Annotated in this window: 17 protein-coding genes; 11 read left to right on the forward strand and 6 right to left on the reverse strand. The window is 42.7% G+C overall.

Annotated features, from left to right (window positions below; all coding sequences use genetic code 11):
* Positions 1-84: 84 nt before the first annotated feature.
* Positions 85-2,277, reverse strand: a complete 2,193-nt coding sequence (locus AAC033_RS07345) for a S9 family peptidase (RefSeq protein WP_339736703.1) — start codon at positions 2,275-2,277, stop codon at positions 85-87.
* A 201-nt stretch (positions 2,278-2,478) separates the two neighbouring features.
* On the opposite strand from AAC033_RS07345, the gene AAC033_RS07350 reads away from it, so the two are divergent.
* The 5 genes from AAC033_RS07350 to rplT all read left to right on the forward strand — a co-directional run bounded on the left by AAC033_RS07350 (position 2,479) and on the right by rplT (position 6,893).
* Complete coding sequence (locus tag AAC033_RS07350; protein WP_339736704.1) at positions 2,479-3,540, forward strand: DUF6588 family protein; 1,062 nt, start codon at positions 2,479-2,481, stop codon at positions 3,538-3,540.
* Between the two features lie 153 nt (positions 3,541-3,693).
* Complete coding sequence (gene thrS, locus AAC033_RS07355) at positions 3,694-5,643, forward strand: threonine--tRNA ligase (RefSeq protein ID WP_339736705.1); 1,950 nt, start codon at positions 3,694-3,696, stop codon at positions 5,641-5,643.
* A gap of 60 nt (positions 5,644-5,703) precedes the next feature.
* The gene (infC, locus tag AAC033_RS07360; RefSeq protein WP_339736706.1) at positions 5,704-6,225 is read left to right on the forward strand and encodes a translation initiation factor IF-3; all 522 of its coding nucleotides are present in this window, start codon (positions 5,704-5,706) and stop codon (positions 6,223-6,225) included.
* 27 nt (positions 6,226-6,252) lie between these two features.
* Positions 6,253-6,450, forward strand: coding sequence for a 50S ribosomal protein L35 (rpmI, locus tag AAC033_RS07365; protein ID WP_339736707.1), 198 nt, complete (start codon positions 6,253-6,255; stop codon positions 6,448-6,450).
* A 98-nt stretch (positions 6,451-6,548) separates the two neighbouring features.
* On the forward strand, positions 6,549-6,893 hold the full coding sequence (gene rplT, locus AAC033_RS07370) for a 50S ribosomal protein L20 (RefSeq protein WP_339736708.1): 345 nt from the start codon (positions 6,549-6,551) through the stop codon (positions 6,891-6,893).
* Positions 6,894-6,963: 70 nt separating this feature from the next.
* Here the strand turns inward: rplT and AAC033_RS07375 are convergent, their stop codons facing one another.
* Positions 6,964-7,959, reverse strand: a complete 996-nt coding sequence (locus AAC033_RS07375; RefSeq protein WP_339736709.1) for a Gfo/Idh/MocA family oxidoreductase — start codon at positions 7,957-7,959, stop codon at positions 6,964-6,966.
* Positions 7,960-8,075: 116 nt separating this feature from the next.
* Positions 8,076-8,615, reverse strand: coding sequence for a 3'-5' exonuclease (locus AAC033_RS07380; RefSeq protein WP_339736710.1), 540 nt, complete (start codon positions 8,613-8,615; stop codon positions 8,076-8,078).
* A gap of 191 nt (positions 8,616-8,806) precedes the next feature.
* On the opposite strand from AAC033_RS07380, the gene AAC033_RS07385 reads away from it, so the two are divergent.
* The 6 genes from AAC033_RS07385 (at position 8,807) to AAC033_RS07410 (ending at position 16,208) form a co-directional block, all read left to right on the forward strand.
* Positions 8,807-10,114, forward strand: a complete 1,308-nt coding sequence (locus tag AAC033_RS07385; protein WP_339736711.1) for an OmpA family protein — start codon at positions 8,807-8,809, stop codon at positions 10,112-10,114.
* 214 nt (positions 10,115-10,328) lie between these two features.
* Positions 10,329-12,122, forward strand: a complete 1,794-nt coding sequence (gene argS, locus AAC033_RS07390; protein WP_339736712.1) for an arginine--tRNA ligase — start codon at positions 10,329-10,331, stop codon at positions 12,120-12,122.
* A 442-nt stretch (positions 12,123-12,564) separates the two neighbouring features.
* Positions 12,565-13,893, forward strand: coding sequence for a signal recognition particle protein (gene ffh, locus AAC033_RS07395; protein WP_339736713.1), 1,329 nt, complete (start codon positions 12,565-12,567; stop codon positions 13,891-13,893).
* Positions 13,894-13,911: 18 nt separating this feature from the next.
* The gene (gene folD, locus AAC033_RS07400; protein ID WP_339736714.1) at positions 13,912-14,787 is read left to right on the forward strand and encodes a bifunctional methylenetetrahydrofolate dehydrogenase/methenyltetrahydrofolate cyclohydrolase FolD; all 876 of its coding nucleotides are present in this window, start codon (positions 13,912-13,914) and stop codon (positions 14,785-14,787) included.
* A gap of 224 nt (positions 14,788-15,011) precedes the next feature.
* Positions 15,012-15,695 (forward strand): M48 family metallopeptidase, encoded by a 684-nt coding sequence (locus AAC033_RS07405; RefSeq protein ID WP_339736715.1) that lies wholly within the window; start codon positions 15,012-15,014, stop codon positions 15,693-15,695.
* Positions 15,696-15,812: 117 nt separating this feature from the next.
* A complete protein-coding gene (locus AAC033_RS07410) occupies positions 15,813-16,208 on the forward strand; it encodes a DUF3276 family protein (protein WP_339736716.1) in 396 nt (131 codons plus the stop codon).
* Between the two features lie 52 nt (positions 16,209-16,260).
* On the opposite strand, the gene AAC033_RS07415 is transcribed toward AAC033_RS07410, so the two are convergent.
* From AAC033_RS07415 to AAC033_RS07425, 3 genes are read right to left on the reverse strand one after another with little or no spacing between them, the layout of a single operon-like run.
* Complete coding sequence (locus AAC033_RS07415; protein ID WP_339736717.1) at positions 16,261-17,001, reverse strand: TerB family tellurite resistance protein; 741 nt, start codon at positions 16,999-17,001, stop codon at positions 16,261-16,263.
* Entirely contained in the window at positions 16,994-17,581 is a 588-nt protein-coding gene (coaE, locus tag AAC033_RS07420) for a dephospho-CoA kinase (protein ID WP_339736718.1), read from the reverse strand. The genes AAC033_RS07415 and coaE overlap by 8 nt, the downstream gene beginning before the upstream one ends.
* 4 nt (positions 17,582-17,585) lie before the next feature.
* Entirely contained in the window at positions 17,586-18,500 is a 915-nt protein-coding gene (locus tag AAC033_RS07425; RefSeq protein ID WP_339736719.1) for a hypothetical protein, read from the reverse strand.
* Between the last annotated feature and the right edge of the window lie 59 nt (positions 18,501-18,559).

An 18,559-nucleotide genomic window follows, 5' to 3' on the forward strand; every position in this document is an offset into this window, starting at 1 on the left:
TAGTTATAGAGATCCCCTTGAGATAGACGTGTTGCCCATGAGTATTTCCTTGCTTTCTCTGGATGTGGAATCATTGGCCTGATGTTATTTCAAATTTGTTTTCAAGAAATCAGTCATTCGCTCGTACAGGTGCATGCGGGTGTTTCCACCGGTGATATTGTGATTCCGGTTGGTGTAAATTGCCATATCAAACTGAATGCCGGCTTGAACCAATGCTTCGGCCATTTCCATGGTATTTTGCAGGTGCACGTTGTCGTCGGCCGAGCCATGAATCAAGAGTAAGCGTCCGGTTATTCCTTCAGGATGGAGCAAAGGCGCATTGTTGTTGTAGCCATCCGGATTTTCGCGCGGCGTTCGCATAAAACGTTCGGTGTAAACGGTATCGTAAAATCTGTAATGGGTCACCGGCGCCACAGCGATGCCTGCCTTGAAAAGATCTCCACCTTTTTCCATGCACAGCAAGCTGGTGAGCCCACCGTAACTCCATCCCCAAATAGCGATGTTCGAGGGATCAACATAGGGTAGGGTGGTTAGGTATTTTGCCGCTTCAATTTGGTCGTCGGATTCATATTTCCCAAGTTGCATGTAAGTGATTTTGCGAAAATCCTCACCGCGTGCACCTGTTCCGCGCGAATCGACACAAACAACCAGAAAGCCTTCCTGTGCAAGGTAGTTGTACCAGCTAACCGACCATTTGTCTTCCACTTCTTGCGAGTTGGGGCCACTGTATTGGGTCATCACCACCGGGTACTTTTCATTTTCGTCAAAGTTGGCAGGTTTAATCATCCACCCGTTGAGGCTAATTCCTTCCGAAGTTTCAAAGCTGAAAAAGGATTTCGGCTGAATGGCATACCCGGCCAGTTTGTTTATCAGTCTGCTGTTGTCTTCCAACACACGAACCAGCTTTCCATCGCTGTCATATAAGGCGAATGTTTTTGGTGTTGAAAGACTGGTGTACTCATTGATGAAATACTGAAATTCGTTGCTGAAAACCGCTTTGTTGGTTCCTTCCAGCGCGCTCAGCAACCCTTGCTTTTTGCCATCGAGACTGGTGAAATAAACTTCGCGTTGCATGGGCGATTTTTTGGCCGCCTGGTAGTAGAAGATCTTCTTCTTGTTGTCAAAGCCGTAAAAGTCGGTGACATCAAATTCGCCATCGGTCAGTTGGCGGACTTCGAATCCTTGCCGATCATACAAATACAGGTGCGAATAGCCGTCGCGCTCGCTGTTCACCACAAAGTAATCGTTGTTTGGCAGGAAAATAAAGTCATCCAAAAAGTCCTCAGCGATGTACCGGTCGTTTTTTTCGGAATAAAATAAACGGGTATCACCGGTAAACGGGTTGGCAAATAGCACATCAATCTTATTTTGGCGACGGTTTAGTCGCATTACGGCCAAATCGTTGGCGTCGGCAGTCCATTTCAGGCGCGGAACGTAAATGTCAGTGTCTTCGCCTAAATCGACTTCAACCTTGGTTTTCGATTTGATCTCGTATGAAAAAACCGAAACCGTGGCGTTTTTTTCGCCAGCTTTTGGATATTTAAGCACATGTTGATCCGGGTAGCTTGCGTTTTCATTGAGTGATGCCGCTTCGCCACGAAAGATTTTCATCGAATACTGCTTTACGTCCGATTCGTCAAAACGGATGTAGGCCAGAAACTTGCTGTCGGGCGACCAGGCAAAGGCTTTGCTGAATCCGAATTCTTCTTCGTACACCCAGTCGGGCACTCCATTAATGATTTCGTTTTGTTTACCATCGGTGGTTACCTGGTTCTCTGTTCCAAACCGGATGGTTTTTACAAACAGGTTGTTGTCTCTTACAAAAGCAATGCGTTCGCCATCGGGCGAAAAGGTCGCTTCCTGTTGTTTTCCTTTGGCCGATAGTTCTGCCAATTCTTCCGTTACCGAGTTCCATACATAGTAGTTGGCGGTATAGGAGTGCCGATAAATTTTTTCTTTGTTGGTGGTTAAAAGGATTTTTGTTTCATCCTGGCTAAACGAATAGGCAGAGAAATGACTGATTGCCGGTTTTTCTATTTGATCAAGATCAAAAACGGTTTCAACTTTTTTACCATCTTTGTAACTGTATTTGACAATACGTTTGCCATCTTCAAGCGTCGTATAATATAGGCCGTTGGCCGAAGATTGAATTCCCTCGACTTCTCGCTCCTGAAATGCGTTTTGTTGTTCGAAATCGGCGATGGTTAATTTTTTTTGAGCGCGAGATGGGTAACCTATCGCGAAAAGAAGGAATAAAGTAAATAGGATTCTATACATGGTAAAACTTATTTTAGGCGTCAAAGCTTTGTTTTTTTTTTGAAAAATGAAAGTTGAAAACAATAAAAATCTAGAATATAAGTCCTCAAATCATGGAATAATTACAACGTAGTTCCGGCTGATTTATTGGATTTGAAGAATGGGATATTGATTGACGTGATAATGTAGGGAAAGATTTTGTATCAACAAATTTAAAACACAATGAAAAAACTACTTGTTCTTATTTTTTTAATTGGCGTGGTGAAAATGACCAGCGCTCAATCCGATGTTATTGAATACTTAAAGGCGGGCACCGAAGATGCGGCTACGCTGATTCAACCATACCTGAACCCCTTCGCCACCGGATTGGGTGATGGACTAAACAATGGCTGGTATTATACGGCTGAAACGCATAAGCGGTTGGGTTTTGATTTTTCGGTGAGTGTTAGTGCGGTAAAGGTGCCTGGATCGGCTAAAACCTATGATTTGAGTGAGATGAGCTTTCAGAATATTCGATTGGCGGACCCTGCCGACGCCATTGCACCAACGATTGCCGGAGATGAAATATCCGGGCCACAGTTCTATCTTTTAGATCCGAACAACCCGAATGAGACCATCGGGTCGTTTAATTCTCCTCAAGGTCTGGAGTTGGATATTATTCCGGTTCCGGTGGCCCAGTTGGGAATTGGGCTACTGCCCCACACTGATGTGCTGGTGCGCTATGTTCCCAAACTGAAGTTTAACCAGGGTGACAATGATGAGGACGAGACCCAGGTTGGCCTGTTTGGACTGGGAGTGAAGCACAGTTTCAAGGATTGGATTCCAGCCATTAAGCACTTGCCGTTTGATGCGGCTATTTTTGCTTCTTTTTCAAATATTTCTGCAACCTCTGACATTGATTTTTCACCGGACGATTATGGCGTCAATGATCCGAGTTATGTGCAGGATGAAAACCAACAGTTGGACATCGAGACAAACACGGTGAAATTTGGATTGATTGTTTCGAAGAAAGTGGCCTTTATCACCTTTTTCGGTGGAATAGGAAACAGCCAAAGCAAGTCCGACGTCAGTTTGACTGGAAGGTACCCGATCGTAAGCGACTATGCTAATGGAGAAATTGTTTTTGACGACGAAGTTAATCCGATCAAATTGAAGTTTGATTCGTCAAATATCAGTTTGGATGCGGGTCTACGCTTGAAGATGGCTTTCTTCAATATTTTTGCTTCCATCAACAAGGCAGAATACACTTCGTTGAATGCCGGCGTTTCGCTGAGTGTTCGATAAAATATATCAAGGGATTGATAAAAGTTGGAGAAGGGCACTGTTCAGTGCCCTTTTGTTCTTTTAAGCCCTTTAAATTATTGGTTAACCTTTGTCGCAGTCAGCTAATAATAGTTATCTTTGCAGCCTGAAAATAAAATCCATAATTCAATACGGATGATTAAAATAACATTACCAGATAACAGTGTTCGCGAGTTTGAAAGTGGAATTACCGGTTTAGAGATCGCCAAAGCGATCAGTAACCGCTTGGCAAAAGATGTTTTGGCCATTTCGGTCAACGGCTCGGTTTGGGATTTGAACCGCCCAATCAACGAAGATGCAAGGATCAAGCTATATACCTGGGACGATCGCGAAGGAAAGGAAACCTTTTGGCATTCATCGGCCCACCTGATGGCTGAGGCAATTGAGTGTTTTTATCCGGGGACCAAATTTGGTATTGGGCCGACGGTTGACACCGGCTTTTATTACGACATCGATTTGCCGGAAGACAAGCAGCTTTCAGAAAAAGACCTGGAAAAGATTGAGCAAAAAATGATTGAACTGGCTCGTCAGAAAAATGAGCTGGTTCGTCAGGATATTGCTAAGGAAGATGCGTTGCGCATGTTTACAGAGAAAGATGATGAGCTGAAACAGGAGTTGATCAGTGAATTGGAGGACGGAACCATCACCCTATACAACCAGGGGAACTTTACTGACTTATGTCGTGGACCACACTTGCCCAATACTGGCTATGTGAAAGCGGTGAAGTTAACCTCGATTGCCGGCGCTTATTGGCGTGGCGATGAAAAAAATAAAATGCTGACCCGCGTGTACGGCGTGACCTTTCCGAAGCAAAAACTACTGGATGAGTACCTGGTGATGCTGGAGGAAGCCAAGAAACGCGACCACCGGAAGATTGGGAAAGAAATGGAGCTGTTTACTTTTTCGCAGGAAGTAGGGCAGGGTTTGCCCATGTGGTTGCCAAAAGGCGCCATGCTTCGCCAGCAGTTGGAGGACTTTCTTAAAAAAGTGCAAAAGAAATTTGGTTACGAGCAGGTCATCACTCCGCATATTGGTGACATCAATTTATACAAAACTTCCGGCCACTACGCCAAGTATGGTGCCGATTCTTTTCAAACGATTAAAACGCCGGCAGAAGGCGAAGAGTATATGCTAAAGCCGATGAACTGCCCGCACCACTGCGAGTTGTACAAGTTTAAGCCTCGTTCATACAAAGATCTGCCTGTGCGTATGGCCGAGTTTGGAACGGTTTATCGCTACGAACAAAGCGGTGAGTTGCACGGTTTGACACGGGTACGTGGGTTTACCCAGGATGATGCTCACATCTATTGTCGCCCCGACCAGTTGAAGGATGAATTTAAAAAGGTGATTGATATTATTTTCATCATTTTTAAAGCTTTGAATTTTGAAGATTACACGGCGCAGATTTCCTTGCGCGATCCAAATAAGCCGGAGAAGTACATCGGATCGACTGAAAACTGGGATAAGGCCGAGCAGGCGATCATTGAAGCAACGGAGGAAAAAGGCCTGAGAACAACCACTGTGTTGGGCGAAGCAGCTTTCTACGGGCCGAAACTTGATTTTATGATCAAGGATGCCTTGGGCCGCAACTGGCAGTTGGGAACCATTCAGGTCGACTACAACCTGCCGGAGCGTTTCAAACTGGAGTACATTGGCGCCGACGACAACCGCCACCGTCCGGTGATGATTCACCGCGCGCCCTTTGGCTCGATGGAGCGTTTTGTGGCTGTTTTAATCGAGCATACGGCTGGGAAGTTTCCCTTGTGGCTAACACCCGACCAAGTTGTTATTCTGCCGATTAGTGAAAAGTACAATGAATATGCAGAAAATCTTTCAGGTTTTCTAAATAATTCCGATATTCGCAGCTTAATTGACGACCGGAATGAAAAGATCGGCCGTAAAATCCGGGATAACGAGTTGAAACGTATCCCGTATTTGTTAATAGTAGGTGAAAAAGAAGCAGAATCAGGTACAGTTGCCGTAAGAAAGCAGGGGGAAGGAGATCAGGGAACCATGACCAAAGAAGAATTTGCGGAATTCATCAATAAGGAAGTGAAAGAACAATTAGCATCATTTTATAACTAAAAAGAATAGGAGGTTTTTCTTATCGCAATAAAAAAACGCCCATATCGAGGAGGACGAAGAGTGGACACCGCTCCACAGCACAATATCAATCAGCGTATACGTGCTCAGCAGGTACGCTTAGTTGGTGATAATATCGAAAACCAGGGGGTTTATTCCTTATCTGAAGCTTTGAGAATGGCTGATGAAATGGAACTCGATCTGGTTGAAATTTCACCAAACGCAGATCCTCCGGTTTGTAAAGTTATAGATTACAAGAAGTTTCTTTATCAACAAAAAAAGAAACAAAAAGAAATGAAAGCCAAAGCGGTGCAGGTTGTGGTGAAGGAGATTCGGTTTGGTCCGAATACCGATGATCACGATTTTGAGTTCAAGCTGCGGCATGCTGAGAAATTCCTGAAAGAAGGGGCAAAAGTGAAGGCCTATGTGTTCTTTAAAGGTCGGTCGATCTTATTTAAGGAGCAAGGCGAAATTTTGCTGTTGCGTTTTGCGACAGAACTTGAAGAGCTTGGAAAGGTAGAGCAAATGCCCCGCCTGGAAGGGAAAAGAATGACGATGTTTATTACACCTAAAAAGAAGAAATAACATTCTTCGAATATAAAAATTAGACAGATGCCAAAAATGAAGACAAAATCCGGTGCAAAAAAGCGGTTTAAATTAACCGGCTCCGGGAAACTGAAAAGGAAGCATGCTTTTAAAAGTCACATCCTGACTAAAAAAAGCACCAAGCAGAAAAGAAACCTGACCTACTGGGGAACGGTTGCTAAATCTGATGAGAAAAATGTGAAGCTGATGCTTAACATGAAGTAATCAAGTCCTTTTCGAATTTATTTAGAGTTTATAACAGAGGGAATTAGCTGTAAAGATCCCGAGCATTTGGGACGCTAACCGCTCATAAATTAAAGATTATGCCAAGATCAGTAAATCACGTAGCATCTCGGGCTCGTAGAAAAAAAATCCTCAAGCAAACAAAAGGTTATTGGGGTGCCCGTAAAAACGTTTGGACAGTAGCAAAAAACGCTCACGAAAAAGCATTGGTTTATGCGTACCGTGACCGGAAAACAAAAAAGAGAAACTTCCGCGCATTGTGGATTCAACGTATTAACGCTGCAGCTCGTCAGGAAGGTTTAAGTTATTCTCAGTTAATCGGTTTGTTGAAAAAGAACAATATTGACATCAACCGGAAAGTATTAGCTGATCTAGCGTTGAACCAGCCTGAAGCCTTCAAAGCTGTAGTTGGAAAAGTAAAGTAAGTAGAAAATACAGGTGAAATAAACAGCATAAAAAAACCTCGCATCTTGCGAGGTTTTTTTATGCCTTTTTTTACAAAACAATCCATTGGTTGTTTTTTGCACTGGCAACAATTCCGTCGATCGCGACCATGTTGCCTACGGCATCAGATAGCGGGGTAGGAACAGGCTCGTTGCGCAGGATTGCATGAGCAAAGGCATCGCCTTGCAAAGTGTATTGATCAACGGGGGCGAAGATAAACGACTCGGTTTTCTCCTGTGTTCGCAGGGTAATTCGGGTCGATTCGTTTGGTGGCGCATTCACGGGTATTTCAATTTGAATGTGCCCCTGATCGCCAAAAATATTGGTCTGCTGAAAAGGCATAAGCTGCGTGGAGCAGGTAAATGTAGCGCTTTTCCCCGACGAAAACTGTAACATTCCCGAGCTTAGGCGGTCGGTTTTCATCAGTGGGTCAAAATCCATTTGTCCAAGAACTTTCACGGGTTCTTCATCAAAAATAAACCGAGGAAAAGATACACAGTAACAGCCAATGTCCATTAAGGCACCGCCGCCAATGTCGGCTTTATTTCTGATATTTTCAGGATCAATGTTGTAGTATGAAAAGAATGACTGAACCGTCCTGACTTGACCGATCTCACCGGACTGAATCAGTTCAATTGCTTTTTCCCACTGGGGGTGAAAGCGATACATGAAAGCTTCCATCACTTTCATTTCAGGGTATTTTTTTACTGCTTCAACCAAGGCCCTCGCGCCGTCGGCATTTAAGCCGATCGGCTTTTCGCAAAGCACGTGTTTTCCCGCTTCCAAAGCCTTCATGGTCCAATAAACATGTAAATGGTTGGGAAGTGGATTGTAAATGGCATCGATATCCGGATCAAGCAGCAGTTCTTCGTAGGATGCGTATCGTTTGACAATGCCTAATTGATCCGCTGTCTTGTTGGCTTTTTCAATTGAGCGCGAAGCAATAGCTGTCACTTCACAAAAGTTACCTTTCTGCAGGGCTGGAATAACTTTTTGGACTCCAATTTTAGCAGTACTCAAAATGCCCCATCTTATTTTTGTTATCATCGTCTTATTGATTGATTCTTAATGACTCTTCATTTTAAATTTTCTTGATGAGATTACAAGGTAGGGAAAAAGTGGAGGCGACCAAAGAATTTCAAAGAGATGTTTTTCTGGGCTTGTCAGAAAAGCTTAGGCTGAATTGTATTGCCGTTGACTGACGGACGAATGTGTTTGTTCAGAATGATTTCAAAAAGTCTTACCGTTGCCAATGCATCGCCACTTGCCCGATGTCTACCATCAATCCGGATTTCTAAATCATCGCAAAGTTTTCCCAGTGAGTAAGACGCATGTCCCGGTAAATATTTCCGGCTCAATTTCACGGTACACATGGTTTTGCGTTTGTATTCGTAGCCCAGACGATGATATTCCTGCTGAATAAAACGATAGTCGAAACTGACATTGTGGGCGACAAAGGTCGTTCCCTGGGTTAGTTCAACCACTTTTTTGGCGACTTCGTAAAACCGGGGCGCATGAGCTACCATCTGATTGTCAATACCTGTGAGTTTGGTAATGAAGTAGGGGATGTGACATTCCGGATTGATTAAACTCACAAAAGAATCCACCACCTCGGTTCCGTTATGGATATAGATGGCTATTTCAGTGATTTTTCCGTTCTGCGCACTTTGACCGGTTGTCTCGATATCAACAATACTAAACAAGTTATCCTCTTTTTTTGGTGAAAATAGTAAAAATGCTTTAGCTTTATTAAAAATTAAAATTTATTGACTCGGTGTGACACGAAGCAGATATTATAAACAATCTTATAATTCTTTCTGTTTGTTGACCTGGTATTGGAATTTTTATAAAATTTAGATAACATCTTTAACCATTCACTTAATTACTTTACACTATGAAACGAATAATTTTAATGTCTTTTTTGCTCAGCATTGGAGTGATGCTTTATGCTCAGACCGCAGAAAAAAAATGGGCTGTTGGTCTTGGTGGCGGTGCCTATTATGGTAACTCGAAGGAAGGTACCGGTTTAATCACCGAATTCTACTTTAGCAGGTATTTGAGTTCATCTTTTGACCTGATGCTGCTCAACAATTTCGGGCTAGTCAATTCAGAAGTTTCCAATAATATTGATTTTAACAGTACTTTTTTGAATTTGAGATATAAATTGAACAACGGTTATATTTTTCAGGAAGCAAGCAAGGTGCAGCCTTATTTGTATGGTGGCCCAGGTTATATCTTTGATAACTCAACGGAAGGAATCAACTGGGATGCTGGTTTAGGGTTCAAGTTTCCGTTGAGTTCAAGTGTAGCCTTGTTTGTGGAAGGTGGCTTTGTTGAAGGTTTGCGTGGAGAAAAAGCTGTCGAAGAAGGGACGTATACTGAGAGTTTTTGGAAAGGTGTAGGAGGTATCGAAATCAGCTTTGGCCAGTCGAAGGACTCAGATATGGACGGCGTGCCCGACCGAAAAGACGATTGCCCGAATACACCTGAAGGTGTTGCCGTTGATGCGCGCGGCTGTCCGATTGATACTGATGGCGACGGCGTGCCAGATTACAAGGATGATTGTCCGACAGAAGCGGGGGTGATTGCTTTGAATGGGTGTCCGGACCGGGATGGTGATGGCGTAGCCGATAAAGATGACGACTGTCCTGATACACCGGGACTGAAAGCACTGAATGGTTGTCCGGATAGCGATGGCGATGGCGTAGCCGACAAAGATGATGAGTGTCCGGATACACCTAATGGCTACAAAGTTGACTCAAAAGGTTGTCCGATTGACACCGATGGCGATGGCTTGGTCGATGAAGAAGATGACTGCCCAACACAAGCAGGCCCCGTTGAAAATAATGGGTGCCCGATTGCGAGAGTGGAATTCGATAACCTGCAGTTCGATTTTGACAAGAGCACGTTGAAACCAGCCGCAACAGAGGAATTAAATCGGCTGATTGAAGCGATGAATGAAAACCCTGAATTGAAGGTAAGTCTTTATGGGCACGCTGACGAAATTGGAACAGCAGCCTACAATATGAACCTTTCGGAACGCAGAGCCAAAGCCGCCAGACAATACTTAATCGACAAGGGGATTGCTCCTGAAAGAATTGCTACGGTTCAATGGTTTGGACAATCCAAGCCTGTTGCGCCGAACGATACCAAAGCTGGCCGTGCAAAAAACCGACGGGTAGAGATTGAGGAAGATAAATAGGCTTGAATTAGAACGATAATGATTGCAAGGGCTCTGCGAAAAAAGTGGGGCCCTTTTTTGAGTTGATAAAGATTCCGCAATTCAGAGAGAAACTATTATCTTTGCGGTTCAAAAACAGGCCAACGTCGCGGATCTGTTTTTTTTTATTCATGATCGCTTTTATCGCATGACATGACTTTCTTCAAATTACGACATTAAATAATTCACAGTACCCATGAATATCGACCAAATCATAAAAGATAAAATTATTGAGGCTGTTCAATCACTCTACGGACAAACAATCGAAGCTGATGCAGTGCAAACTCAAAATACGCGAAAAGATGTAGAAGGCGACATGACCGTAGTTGTTTTTCCTTTTTTGAGATTTTCCCGAAAATCACCAGAGCAAACGGCAGCAGACTTGGGTGAATACCTGAAAACCCATGTAGGATCAGTGGATGATTTTTCAGTCGTAAAGGGCTTTCTGAATCTTCTAATTTCAAAAAACTACTGGCTGAAAGTTTTGGAAGATGCAGCCAATGATGATCAATTTGGCTTTTCAGAAGCTGATGAGGCATCTCCTCTGGTTATGGTCGAATATTCTTCGCCCAATACCAACAAACCCTTGCATTTGGGCCATATTCGAAATAACCTGTTAGGTTATTCAATTGGCGAAATTATCAAGGCCAATGGAAAAAAGCTGGTAAAAACCAATATTGTAAACGACCGAGGAATTCATATCTGCAAGTCAATGTACGCCTGGCAACAGTGGGGTGAAGGCAAAACTCCTGAAAGTACAGGCGTGAAAGGCGACCACTTGGTTGGTGACTTCTATGTGTTGTTCGACAAACATTACAAGGAGGAGATCAATGAGCTGGTTGCCAAAGGATTGAGTAAAGACGAAGCCGAACAACAGGCACCATCGATTGTAGCAGCGCGTGAACTATTGCTGAAGTGGGAAGCCCGCGATCCGGATGTGATCAATCTGTGGGAAATGATGAACCAGTGGGTGTACGATGGTTTCGATATTACCTACAAGGAACTGGGTGTTGATTTTGATAAGATTTACTATGAATCGGAAACATACCTGGTAGGTAAAGAAGAAGTTTTGCGAGGGCTGAAAGAAGGTATTTTTCAACAGCGAGAAGACCAGTCGGTTTGGGCCGATTTGACGGAGGATGGCTTGGATGAAAAGATACTGTTGCGCAGTGACGGTACTTCGGTGTACATGACCCAGGATATTGGCACGGCCAAGTTGCGCTTCAATGATTACAAGATTGATAAAATGATTTATGTGGTTGGTAACGAGCAGAACTATCATTTTAAGGTGTTGTCGGTTTTGTTGGATAAACTTGGATTTGACTGGGGAAAAGGCCTGGACCATTTTTCTTATGGCATGGTTGAACTACCTCACGGGAAAATGAAATCGCGCGAAGGAACCGTTGTCGATGCGGATGATTTGATCGCTGAAATGATTGAAGTAGCCCGAAAGACATCCGAAGAATTGGGTAAGCTAGAAGGATATTCACAAGAGGAATTAGCTGAGACGTACAAAACGATCGCGCTTGGAGCGCTCAAGTATTTCATGCTCAAAGTAGACCCCAAAAAGAATATGCTTTTTAATCCGGAAGAGTCAATTGATTTCAACGGGAATACCGGACCATTCATCCAATACACGTACGCCCGAATCCGGTCTGTTATTCGAAAGGCTGAAGCTAACGGAATCCAATTGGCCAAAAAATTGGATAGCAACATCAAACTGTCAGATAAGGAGCAAGAGTTGATCAAATCCTTGTCGCTTTTCCCAGTAACAGTGAAGGAAGCAGGCGATACATACAGCCCTGCTATTGTTGCAAACTACATTTATAGCTTGGTCAAGGAATTTAATCAATTTTATCACGATCATTCTATTTTGGGTGAACAGGACGAAGCGATTAGAAATTTTAGGTTGGTGCTTTCGCAAACCATTGCCAATGTGGTAAAATCAGGTATGAATTTATTGGGGATTAAAGTTCCGGAGCGGATGTAAAAAGAAAAAAGAAAAAGGGGGTCAAAATTGACCCCCAGATTTCTACAAAATTGCGATTCGTGAAAAAGGGACTTTATTTTCTCGTTGACACAAGCAGCTTTTGTGTTCTCTGATTAAAACTGCCCGGTCATAACTTGTGAGCGAATTAATGTATTGAATTCTTTCAAGTAAACTTAATTGTCGGATGTTTTTGTAAGCACATGTCTCTGTTTCCTCTTTCATTGGACAACCAAATACCAGCCCGTAATAATATGAATTATCTTCTTTTATCATCCCACCATTTATCTGTTCATGCACTAAAAGAGTTTACACCTGTTTATCCTGTTTTTCAGAAAAAGGTAACCCCTTTAATCAGTTTATTTTAATTAAATTTTAAAATTTGCCTTTATTTTATTTTTGTATTTTTGCTGCAACTTGAAAATAAATCAATAAGCTTACGAATATGTTTGAGAATTTGAATGAAAAACTGGAACGGTCATTTCAGTTGCTCAAAGGGCAAGGTCGAATAACTGAAATTAATATAGCTGAGACGTTGAAGGAGGTGCGGCGCGCATTGCTCGATGCCGATGTTAACTTTAAAATAGCCAAGTCATTCACCGAAACGGTCAAGGAAAAAGCGCTGGGTCAGGATGTTTTGTCGGCTGTGAGGCCTGGTGAGATGATGGTTAAGATTGTACATGACGAACTAGCCATATTAATGGGGGGTAAGTCTGTTGACATTAACCTGACTGGGAATCCTACCGTCATTTTGATTGCCGGGCTGCAAGGTTCGGGTAAAACAACCTTTTCGGGCAAACTAGCCAAATTAATCAAAAGCAAGCGGGGAAAGCATCCGTTGCTGGTGGCCGGAGACGTTTATCGCCCTGCGGCGATCGATCAGTTGAAAGTATTGGGTGGACAGATTAATGTTCCGGTTTATACAGAAGAAGGAAGTAAGGAGCCGGTGAAGATTGCTCAGGCTGCTATAAAACACGCCAAAGCCAATGGTTACGATGTGGTCATCATTGATACGGCAGGTCGTTTAGCGGTTGATGAAGAAATGATGAACGAGATTAGCGCAGTTAAACAAGCTGTTTCTCCTCACGAAATTCTATTTGTTGTTGATTCCATGACCGGGCAGGATGCTGTAAATACCGCAAAGGAATTCAACGATCGGCTGAATTTTGATGGCGTTGTGCTGACCAAGCTGGACGGTGATACTCGCGGCGGTGCTGCCCTTTCTATTCGCACCGTTGTTGATAAGCCAATCAAATATGTTGGTACGGGTGAAAAAATGGAAGCGCTGGATGTCTTTCATCCCGAACGGATGGCAGATCGTATTCTAGGGATGGGCGACATTGTATCGCTGGTTGAAAAAGCCCAGGAACAATTTGATGCCGATGAAGCCCGCAAACTGCAAAAGAAACTGGCCAAAAACCAGTTTAACTTTGATGATTTCCTGAAACAGATTCAGCAAATCAAAAAAATGGGGAACATAAAGGACTTGGCAGCCATGATTCCGGGAATGGGCAAGGCCCTGAAGAATATGGATATCGATGATGATGCCTTCAAACATATCGAAGCCATTATTCATTCCATGACTCCTGCCGAACGCGATGATCCATCGTTGCTGAATGGCTCGCGAAGGAAACGGATTGCCGAGGGAGCTGGAACAGACATCCAGGAAGTCAACCGCCTGATTAAACAATTTTCTGAGACCAGAAAAATGATGAAAATGGTTTCGCAAGGAAAAAACATGGGGCGCATGATGGGAAATTTACCAAGAAGATAAATTCAGTAATTCAATACAATGAAGTTAATTGACGGAAAACAAACAGCAACGGACATAAAAAAAGAAATCGCAGTTGAAGTGCGTGAAATGGTTGCAGCGGGAGCCAAAAAACCTCATTTGGCGGCAGTTCTGGTTGGTCACGATGGCGGGAGCGAAACCTATGTGGCTTTCAAAATAAAGGATTGCGAAGAGGTGGGGTTTAAGTCGAGTTTAATTCGGTTTGAAGACGACGTGACAGAAGATGAACTTCTCGCTAAAGTTGATGAACTGAACAACGATGCAGATGTGGACGGATTTATCGTTCAGCTTCCGCTACCCAGGCATATCTCAGAACAAAAGGTCATTGAGGCTATTGATCCGAAGAAGGATGTGGATGGTTTTCACCCGATCAATGTTGGGCGCATGGTGATTGGTTTGCCTTGTTTTGTATCGGCCACTCCCGACGGCATTATTGAACTGCTAAAGCGCTACAACATCGAAACTTCAGGAAAAGATTGTGTTGTGGTGGGAAGAAGCAATATTGTGGGGCGTCCTATGAGCGTGCTAATGTCGCAAAAGTCAATGAATGCTACGGTAACGGTTGCTCACAGCCGTACAAAAAATCTAAAAGAGTTGTGTGCCAATGCTGATATATTGATCGCTGCGCTGGGAGCACCCGAATTTATAAAGGGCGATATGGTTAAAGAAGGCGCAGTAGTGATTGACGTAGGGACAACCCGCGTTCAGTCAGATCAGACTAAATCTGGTTTTAAACTGAAAGGAGATGTAGCTTTTGACGAAGTAGCGGATAAATGTTCGTACATTACACCGGTCCCTGGAGGAGTAGGGCCTATGACCCGTGTTGCCTTGTTGAAAAATACCCTTCTGGCAGCTAAGCGGGAAATTTACAAGTAATTTTTTTAGAGATATTACAAGAAAGGTGGCGCAATCAGTCACCTTTTTTTGATTTGATTGTTTAACTTTATATCGAAATACAGACAAAGATGAACATGAAAAGAATAGATTTATTGAATATTACATTTGCTATTATATTGGTATTTTTTGTGCAATCGTGCAGTACAGTTCCTTTAACTGGCCGGAGTCAGGTTAATTTGTTGCCTGAGTCAAACCTGGTGGAGATGAGCTTAACTAGCTACGACCAATTTCTTGATACCAATAAAGTGTCAACCAACCAGCAACAAGTTGCAATGGTCAAGCGAACCGGTGTAAACATAGCCAGAGCTGTCGAGCAATATCTTAAGGATAATGGATATGAAAGCTATTTGAAGCACTTTGAATGGGAATTTAATCTGGTTGAAAATGACGTGCCCAACGCCTGGTGTATGCCGGGAGGTAAAGTGGTTGTGTATAGCGGTATTTTGCCGCTTACCAAAACTGAAGCAGGTTTGGCCGTAGTTATGGGGCACGAGGTTGCTCACGCCGTTGCTCGTCATGGAAACGAACGTATGAGCCATTCGATGTTGGTTCAGATGGGAGGAATTGCTTTAGGAGAAGCCCTGAAAGAAAAGCCGAATGAAACCCAGGCAATATTCTCATCGGCCTATGGAATCGGCTCCCAGGTAGGGGTGATGCTTCCATTTTCGCGACAGCATGAGTATGAGGCCGATAAAATGGGGTTGATTTTTATGGCTATTGCAGGATATGACCCACAAGAGGCCGTCGCTTTTTGGCAACGAATGGCCGAAAACAGCGGACAGAAACCGCCGGAATTTTTGAGTACTCACCCCGTAGATACCAAGCGTATCGCCGCTTTGAATGAAATTATGCCGGAAGCGATTAAATATTATCAGGAAAACAGGTAGCTCAAAGAATCGTTTCTGGAAAAATAAATTACTGTTTATGAACAGTTTTAAGCTATTTTCAAAATAATTTTTTACATTTGATAGTCCAAAATAGGATATAACTTAATTTAGTGAAAGATGGAAGGCTTTGATAAAAAAGATGACATGCAAGAGGGTGACAGCAAATTTAGAGAAGAAATCTTTTCAAAGGCTGTAAGAGCTGGGAAAAGAACCTATTTTTTCGATGTAAAAGCGACTCGAAAAGATGAGTACTATTTGACTATGACTGAGAGTAAAAAGCGTTACGATCAGGAAGGTAATTTTCACTTCGAGAAACACAAAATCTTTTTGTATAAAGAAGATTTTGAGAAGTTTTCTGATGGGCTGAGCGAAGTCATTGACTTCATTAAAGCTAGTCAGTCAATGGAGGATGCAGAGATTGAAATTGATATGACAATGTCTGAAAATGAAGAGGATGATGTGATAGCGACAAAAGATTATACGAATGTTGATTTTGATGACTTAAACAACTGATCCGTAACTTTTAAAAGTATAGAAAGAAGGCTGCCCAAAAAGCAGCCTTCTTTTATGCAAAAGCTCGTTCTTTTTTGATATTTTCATAGGCCTCGTTCACTTTCTGAAACTTCTCCTTAGCTGCATTCTGAAAATCAGCACCCAAATAGCTAACCTTATCAGGATGATATTTCATCGCCATTTTCCGATAAGCCTTTTTTATTTCTTCATCCGAAGCAGTTTTGTCCACTTCCAATATTTTATAAGCTGAATCCGTATCTGGAACAAACATCGATTGAATCGACTCCATGTCTTTTGCACTGATTCCCATGTTTTGAGCAATCAGTTTGATCATATTCAATTCGTTGCTGTCAACTCGTCCATCGGCTTGGGCAATGCCAAACAAAAAATGAAGGAGTTGCAGACGTGAGGAATAGTCCATATTTTTTTGAATCTGCCTGCATACATCAGCAACCGGAATGTTTTGATTGAGCAGGTCGCGCAGCATTTTAACTGCGTCCTGTGCCGAACTTGTTCCAAACGACCGAACAAAAAACTGCTTTACGTAGTCCAGTTCCGATTTTAATATTTTGCCGTCGGCTTTCATCACGGCAGCTACCAGTACCAGCAAACTCATCACATAGCCACCAGTAGTTGTTGTCCTTCTGGTTTGGGTTGTTTGTGGTCCGTTCTGTGTAAGGCTATCAGCTTCGCTGTCTACCATCGAGCCGACTACAAATCCAACAATTCCTCCTATTGGACCAAAAAAAGCCCATCCTAATCCACCAGCTACCCATTTTGCAAATTTACCCATGCTTTCTAAATTTTTGATCTAACTCAATTAATGTGGGAAGCACAAGCTCCCGATTGTCATTTTTAATTATAAAATCAGCCAGTTTTACTTTTTCTTTATCCGGCCATTGTTTTGATATTCGTTCTTTGATTTGTTGTGAAGAACTATGGTCTCGCTTCATAACGCGCTCAATCCGTTGTTGTTCAGGAGCCGTTACCAGGATTGTATAATCCATCATTTCGTAAAAGCCACTTTCAAACAGGATTGCTGCTTCATGAATAATATAGGGTGAATGCTGACGCTTACACCAGTCGAAAAAATAGCTGCGTACTTCGGGATGGACAATCGCATTAGCCATTTGTAGTAAAGGTGGCGAATTAAAGATCATGGCAGCCAGTTTTTTTCGGTCAATCGTCTGATTTTTCAGGTAAATATCTTTACCGAAGTGAAGCATCATTTTGCTACGAATCAGTGATGACTCGTTCATGATTCGCTTGGCTTCCTGGTCAGCATTGAATACCGGGATTTCCATCAAACTGAAAAAATGGCAGATGGTTGACTTTCCGCTGCCAATTCCGCCTGTTATTCCTATTTTAAGCATGCTTTTATTTTTCGATGAGGTATTCAATTTTTACTGGCAAAAAGTTGACCGATTTTAAATGCGGGGGAATCTTTTCCAACGAAACCGGTAAATAATCTAGTTTGCGCAGAATATCGGTATAAGAAACCGATGCTTTAAAATCTGAAGAATCGATTTCTGAAAAACGGCTTAGTCCGATCATAAAGCTTATTTTCACTTCGGCTGGAAACAGGTTGATCTTGAGATTGCCTGGGGCGTCATCGATCGTTATTGGGATGGACAATTGCTTCTCCGTATATTCTTCAACGGGAATTTGAATCGTCACCCGTTTAGGATCGAATCCCAATATTTTGATTTCCTGGAGGGCAGCTGTACGCTGCACCAATTGGTCAAGTTCTTTGAAGTTTTGTAAAACGGTTTTCACCCCTGACAAGGTGTCGAGTATCGTTTTGGGACCGTGCACATCTACAGAGTCAGGGATTACAGTAATTTCATCGTACAGATAGTGTTGTTTTTTTAGTCGAAAGTCAACATTCGGAATAACCTTTTTCTTTTGGGTGATGATTTCATCGAATTGAAAATAAACGGTATCCGGGTTGATGGCTGTAAGGTTTAACTCGCTGCTGATCTGATCTGCCATATTCTTTTGGTATTGCTTGCTTTGAATAGTATAGCGCAGCTGGTTTTTATCGCTAATCATTTCCCCGCCAATTTCTCCCACATTAAAGACCAGGGGCGAAAAGGCCATGCTTAACTTATACCGGAGCAAAGTAAAACCACCCGAACGAACATTGAGCACAAATTGCTTTGGGGGATCGTTTATCAGTATTTTATTGTCAGGCATGTTGGTGTAGCGCACAGGAAAAGTCAGCTCAACGGCATATTCTTTTTCGAGAGCATTTAGTAACCAAAAGGTTGAAGCGATTCCTACACAAATCAAGAAGATAACCAATTTCCGTTCATTCTTAATCTGAAATTTCTGAAAAAAGATTCTTACCT

The organism is uncultured Sunxiuqinia sp. (assembly GCF_963974515.1).
GTDB lineage: Bacteria > Bacteroidota > Bacteroidia > Bacteroidales > Prolixibacteraceae > Sunxiuqinia.